Source organism: Angustibacter speluncae, assembly GCF_054777815.1.
Genome location: NZ_BAAHAF010000073.1, coordinates 1 through 5,833, shown reverse-complemented (window position 1 = coordinate 5,833; position 5,833 = coordinate 1). Strand labels below are relative to the sequence as shown.

At 73.5% G+C, this 5,833-nt stretch carries 6 protein-coding genes and 1 pseudogene; 5 read left to right on the top strand and 2 right to left on the bottom strand.

What is annotated here, in order from left to right; genetic code table 11:
• A pseudogene (locus ACYVKY_RS08825) lies at positions 1 to 305 on the top strand (hypothetical protein); the annotation flags it as partial.
• On the opposite strand, the gene ACYVKY_RS08820 reads toward ACYVKY_RS08825, so the two are convergent.
• Both ACYVKY_RS08820 and ACYVKY_RS08815 read right to left on the bottom strand, forming a co-directional pair.
• Entirely contained in the window at positions 302 to 1,456 is a 1,155-nt protein-coding gene (locus ACYVKY_RS08820; protein ID WP_460434601.1) for a pyridoxal phosphate-dependent aminotransferase, read from the bottom strand. The pseudogene ACYVKY_RS08825 and the gene ACYVKY_RS08820 sit on opposite strands and share 4 nt — an antisense overlap.
• A gap of 18 nt (positions 1,457 to 1,474) precedes the next feature.
• On the bottom strand, positions 1,475 to 2,008 hold the full coding sequence (locus ACYVKY_RS08815) for a DinB family protein (protein WP_460434600.1): 534 nt from the start codon (positions 2,006 to 2,008) through the stop codon (positions 1,475 to 1,477).
• 296 nt (positions 2,009 to 2,304) lie between these two features.
• Here ACYVKY_RS08815 and rpsB point away from each other — a divergent pair, with 296 nt between their 5' ends.
• The 4 genes from rpsB (at position 2,305) to frr (ending at position 5,692) form a co-directional block, all read left to right on the top strand.
• Positions 2,305 to 3,291 (top strand): small ribosomal subunit protein uS2, encoded by a 987-nt coding sequence (gene rpsB / locus ACYVKY_RS08810; protein ID WP_460434599.1) that lies wholly within the window; start codon positions 2,305 to 2,307, stop codon positions 3,289 to 3,291.
• A gap of 87 nt (positions 3,292 to 3,378) precedes the next feature.
• Positions 3,379 to 4,206, top strand: coding sequence for a translation elongation factor Ts (gene tsf / locus ACYVKY_RS08805; RefSeq protein ID WP_460434598.1), 828 nt, complete (start codon positions 3,379 to 3,381; stop codon positions 4,204 to 4,206).
• A gap of 103 nt (positions 4,207 to 4,309) precedes the next feature.
• Positions 4,310 to 5,065 carry a uridine monophosphate kinase gene (gene pyrH, locus ACYVKY_RS08800; RefSeq protein ID WP_460434597.1) on the top strand — a complete coding sequence of 252 codons (756 nt, stop codon included), beginning with the start codon at positions 4,310 to 4,312 and terminating at the stop codon, positions 5,063 to 5,065.
• A 69-nt stretch (positions 5,066 to 5,134) separates the two neighbouring features.
• Positions 5,135 to 5,692, top strand: coding sequence for a ribosome-recycling factor (gene frr, locus ACYVKY_RS08795; RefSeq protein WP_460434596.1), 558 nt, complete (start codon positions 5,135 to 5,137; stop codon positions 5,690 to 5,692).
• Positions 5,693 to 5,833 lie beyond the last annotated feature (141 nt).

Sequence of the window (5,833 nt, the reverse complement as noted above, 5' to 3'; positions counted from 1 at the left end):
TGTACTGCACCGACGTCGACCGCCTGATGGGGGAGTACGGGGTGCTCGCCTCGCGGCTGGCGGCGACGTCGCCGCGACGACCCGCACGCCCCGCCGCACCGACCGCCCCGGCCGGCCCGCGGACCGGTCGCGCCGTCCCCGTCTACCGCGGACCGCGTCCGGCCGACCACCTGCTCGAGCCGGACGGCGCGGACCAGGTGGTCGTGCTCCCCGACACCGACGCCGCCCGCGGCACCGACGGGCGCGTCCCCGACGAGGTGCGCCTCGACGCGGCCGACGAGGTCACCCGGCGCAAGGAGCCCTAGGGGCGGAGCGCGTGCAGGCGCTCGACGGCGTCCTGCAGCACCTCGGGCCGCTTGCAGAACGCGAAGCGCACGAGCGTGCGGACGGGCTCGGGGTCGGCGCAGAACACCTGCACCGGGATGCCCACCACGCCGGCCCGGTGCGGCAGCTCGCGGCACCAGGACAGCGAGTCGGTGCAACCGAGCGGCGCCGCGTCGGCGACGACGAAGTACCCCGCCTCGGGGCGGTGCACCTCGAACCCGACGTCGGCGAGCCCGTCCGCCAGCAGGGTGCGGCGGCGACCCAGGTCGTCGGCGCGGGCGGCGAACTCCTCGTCCGGCGCGCCCAGGGCGTCGGCGACGGCGGGCTGGAACGGGCCGCTGCCGACGAAGGTGAGGAACTGCTTCACCGTCGTGACCGCCGTGACCAGCTCGGCCGGGCCGCTCACCCAGCCGACCTTCCAGCCGGTCACCGAGAAGGTCTTGCCGGCCGAGCCGATGGTCAGCGTCCGGTCGGCCATGCCGGGCACCGACGCGACCGGCACGTGCCGGCCGCCGTCGAAGACGAGGTGCTCGTACACCTCGTCGCTCACGACGACGGCGTCGTGCCGCTGCGCGAGCCGCGCCACGGCCGCGAGCTCGTCGGCCGACAGCACGCGTCCGGTCGGGTTGTGCGGGGTGTTCAGCAGCACCAGCCGGGTGCGGTCCGAGAACGCGGCCGCGAGGGCGTCCTCGTCGAGGGCGAAGGTCGGCGGCAGCAGCGGCACCGGGCGGGCGACCGCCCCGGCCAGCGCGATCGTCGCCTGGTAGCTGTCGTAGGTGGGGTCGAGCACGACCACCTCGTCGCCCGGCTCGCACAGCGCGAGGACGCACGCCGCGATCGCCTCGGTCGCGCCGACGGTCACCAGCACGTCGGTGCCCGGGTCGACCTCGAGGCCGTACCAGTGCCGCTGGTGCCGGGCGACGGCCTCGCGCAGCGCCGGCACGCCGCGTCCGGGCGGGTACTGGTTCTGCCCGCCGCGCACCGCCTGCACCGCGCCCTCGAGCAGCGAGGCGGGGCCGTCGGTGTCGGGGAAGCCCTGCCCGAGGTTGACCGCCCCGGTCTGCGCGGCCAGCGCCGACATCTCGGCGAAGATCGTCGTGCCGAACCCGCGCATGCGCTGCACCAGAGCCATGCGGGCAGGCTCCCACGCTCACCCGGTCGGGCGCCGCACGGCGCCGGTGCCGTGGTCCCAGACGCCGCCGTCGGCGAGCTCGCGCACGACGGCCAGCTGGCCGGCGTGCGCGGTGTTGTCGGCCAGCAGGTGCAGCAGGACGCCGAGCACGGTGTCCTGCCGGTACCCGCCCCAGGCGCCCTCGGGCCACCACGCGGGCGGGTCGCCCGCCACCAGCGCGCGGACGCCGTCGACCGCGCGGCGGTGGGTGTCGAGGTACCCGGCGACCACCTCGGCGGCGGGGGCGGACGGGTCGTCGTCCCAGACGTCGTCGGCGTCGTCGAACGGGACGGGGTGCCCCAGCAGCACGTCGTGCAGCCAGAACACCGTGCTGTCGCGGACGTGCCCGAGCAGGCCGAGCGGCGACCAGCCGGACGGCAGCGGGCGCGAACGGAGCGCGGCCTCGTCGAGGCCGTCGAGCAGGCCGACGAGCTGGTGGGCGCAGCCGTCGAGCCAGGTCAGGACCTCGGTGACGACGGGGTCGGTGGAGGGAGCAGGTGCGGGGGTGTCCATGCCGGGACGTCGGAGCCGGGCGCGGCGTCTCGACACCGCCCCTCGACGGCGCCCCTCGACGGCACCGACGCGATTTCCGCCGCGGTACCCCCGCGTCGTACCCTGGGAGCACGGCCGACCCGTGTCGGCCGAATTCGCGTGCCCTCATCACCCTCGCCGAGCGAGGGGGCGCGCCCCGAGGTCCGGGTCATCCGGTGGGGCGGGTCGCAGGGCACCAGGCGGACCCCACGGTGGGAGTCCGGGAACCGAGTTGCGCCGGCTGGGCTGTGCCCGCGGCGCGGAGGGAGTGCGTCGGCATGGCCGTCGTCACGATGCGTCAGCTGCTGGAGAGCGGCGTCCACTTCGGGCACCAGACCCGTCGCTGGAACCCGAAGATGAAGCGCTTCATCTTCACCGAGCGCAACGGCATCTACATCATCGACCTGCAGCAGTCGCTGACCTACATCGACAGCGCCTACGAGTTCGTCAAGGAGACCGTCGCCCACGGCGGCACGATCCTGTTCGTCGGCACCAAGAAGCAGGCCCAGGAGCCGGTGGCCGAGCAGGCCGCGCGCGTCGGCATGCCCTACGTGAACCAGCGCTGGCTGGGCGGCATGCTCACCAACTTCCAGACCGTGAACAAGCGGCTCCAGCGGCTCAAGGAGCTCGAGCTCGTCGACTACGACGACGTCGCAGCGTCCGGCCGCACCAAGAAGGAGCTGCTGATGATGCGCCGCGAGAAGGACAAGCTCGAGCGCACCCTCGGCGGCATCCGCGACATGGCCAAGGTGCCGTCGGCGGTCTGGATCGTCGACACCAAGAAGGAGCACCTGGCGGTCGACGAGGCCAAGAAGCTGGGCATCCCGGTCGTCGCGATCCTCGACACCAACTGCGACCCGGACGAGGTCGACTACCGCATCCCGGGCAACGACGACGCGATCCGCTCGGTCACCCTGCTGACCCGCGTCATCGCCGACGCCGTCGCCGAGGGCCTGATCGCCCGCTCCGGCGCCCGCGAGGCCGGCGCCGAGCAGGTCGGCGCCGACGAGCCGCTGGCCGAGTGGGAGCGCGAGCTGCTCGAGGGCGCGCAGGCCCAGACCGGCGCCACCGAGGGCACCAAGGCCGAGACCGCCGCCGAGGCCGCCCCGGCCGAGGCCGGTGCCGGCCAGGACGCCGAGACCGCCGCCGCCCAGGCCGAGGAGGCCCCGCAGGCCGCCGAGGCCGCCGCCGTCCCGGGTCAGGACGCCGCCCCGGCCGCCGAGGCCGAGGGCGTCGCCGAGCCGAAGGCCGACGACAAGGCCTGAGCGGCAGCAGCCGTCACGACCACGCGCGCGCCCGCGCCCACCGCGCGGGCGCGCGCTCCCCACGAGCACGAGAGGTGAGACCCACCCATGGCGAACTACACCGCCGCTGACATCAAGGCGCTGCGCGAGCAGACCGGCGCCGGCATGCTCGACGTCAAGAAGGCCCTCGACGAGGCCGACGGCGACCGCACCAAGGCCGTCGAGATCCTGCGGGTCAAGGGCCTGAAGGGCGTCACCAAGCGCGAGGGCCGCAGCGCCTCCGACGGCCTGGTGGCCGCGCACGTCGACGGTGGCGTCGGCACCCTGGTCGAGATCAACTGCGAGACGGACTTCGTCGCCAAGAACGACAAGTTCGGCGCCCTCGCCCAGCAGGTGCTCGACACCGCGGTCGCCACCGGCGCCGCCGACGTCGAGACGCTGCTGGCCGCGAAGGTCGGCGACGAGACCCTCGGCGACCTGGTCACCAACGCGGCCGCCACCCTGGGCGAGAAGGTCGAGGTGCGTCGCGTGGCGCGCGTCGAGGGCGCCCAGGTGTCGTCGTACCTGCACAAGACCAACCCCGACCTGCCCGCGCAGATCGGCGTCCTGGTCGCCACCAGCACCGAGGCCGGCGAGATCGGCCGCGACGTCGCGATGCACGCCGCCGCGATGTCGCCGATCTTCCTCGCCCGCGAGGACGTGCCGGCGGAGACCGTCGACGCCGAGCGCCGCATCGCCGAGGAGACCGCCCGCGAGGAGGGCAAGCCGGAGCAGGCGCTACCCAAGATCATCGAGGGCCGCGTCAACTCCTACTTCAAGGACAACGTGCTGCTCGAGCAGCCGTTCGCCAAGGACAACAAGAAGTCCGTGGCCAAGGTCCTCGAGGAGGCCGGCACCTCCATCACGCAGTTCGCCCGCTTCCGCGTCGGCAACTGAGCTCCTCGTCGACCCCGTCGTCCGCCCGGACGGCGGGGTCGACGCACGTCCCGGCCCCTGCGGGGTAGGGCAGACTGACCGCGACCCGAGAGGAGCCCGCCACGTGACCACCACGACCAGCCCCGAGGTCGCCCCCGGGCGGCCCGAGGGCGGCTACCGCCGGGTGCTGCTCAAGCTGTCCGGCGAGACGTTCGGCGGCGGGCGGGTCGGCGTCGACCCCGACGTCGTGGCCGGGCTCGCCCAGGAGATCGCCCAGGTCGTGCGCGGCGGCACCCAGGTCGCGATCGTCGTCGGCGGCGGCAACTTCTTCCGCGGCGCCGAGCTGCAGCAGCGAGGTATGGACCGTGCCCGCGCCGACTACATGGGCATGCTCGGCATCGTGATGAACTGCCTGGCGCTGCAGGACTTCCTCGAGAAGCAGGGTGTCGACACCCGCGTCCAGACCGCGATCACGATGGGGCAGGTCGCCGAGCCGTACATCCCGCGGCGGGCGATCCGGCACCTGGAGAAGGGCCGCGTGGTCATCTTCGGCGCCGGCGCCGGCATGCCGTTCTTCTCGACCGACACGGTCGCCGCCCAGCGGGCGCTCGAGACCAAGTGCGAGGTCGTCCTGATGGGCAAGAACGGCGTCGACGCGGTCTACACCGCCGACCCGCGCACCGACCCGACGGCGACGCCGATCGAGACGATCACCTACAACGAGGCCCTGCAGCAGAACCTGCGGGTGGCCGACGCCACCGCGTTCGCCCTGTGCATGGAGAACCGGATGCCGATGGTGGTGTTCGGCATCGAGGGCGAGGGCAACGTGGCGCGGGCGGTGCGGGGTGAGAAGATCGGGACGCTCGTCGTCGCCGGCTGAGCACCGCACCCTCCCCGGTGCCCGGCGGCACCACGAGCAGACGACGACGAGACGAAGGAGCCAGCCACGATGATCGACGAGACCCTCCTCGAGGCCGAGGAGAAGATGGACAAGGCCGTCGAGGTGGCCAAGGACGACTTCGCGGCCATCCGCACCGGCCGGGCCAACGCGGCCATGTTCGCCAAGATCACCGTCGACTACTACGGCGCGCCGACCCCGCTGCAGCAGCTCGCCTCGTTCAACATCCCCGAGGCCCGCACCGTGCTCATCACGCCCTACGACCGGTCGGCGATGGCCGAGGTCGAGAAGGCGCTGCGCGAGTCCGACCTGGGCGTGAACCCCTCCAACGACGGCAACGTCATCCGCGCCGTGCTGCCCTCGCTCACCGAGGAGCGCCGCAAGGACTACATCAAGCTCGCCCGCACCAAGGGCGAGGACGCCAAGGTCTCGGTGCGCAACATCCGCCGCAAGGCCAAGGAGGAGCTCGACCGCCTGGTCAAGGACGGCGAGGTCGGCGAGGACGAGGGCACCCGCGCCGAGAAGGACCTCGAGGCGCTGACCAAGCAGCACGTCGACAAGGTCGACGAGCTGCTCAAGCACAAGGAGTCCGAGCTCCTGGAGGTCTGAGGACCGCTCGGCACGTCCCCGTGAGCACCGATCCCGACGACACCCCCGACGGCCCGCCCGGCACCGACGCACCGGGCGGGGCGCCGCTGACCCGTCGCGCCCGCCGCGAGGCCGAGCGCGCCGCCCGCGAGGCGGCCGAGC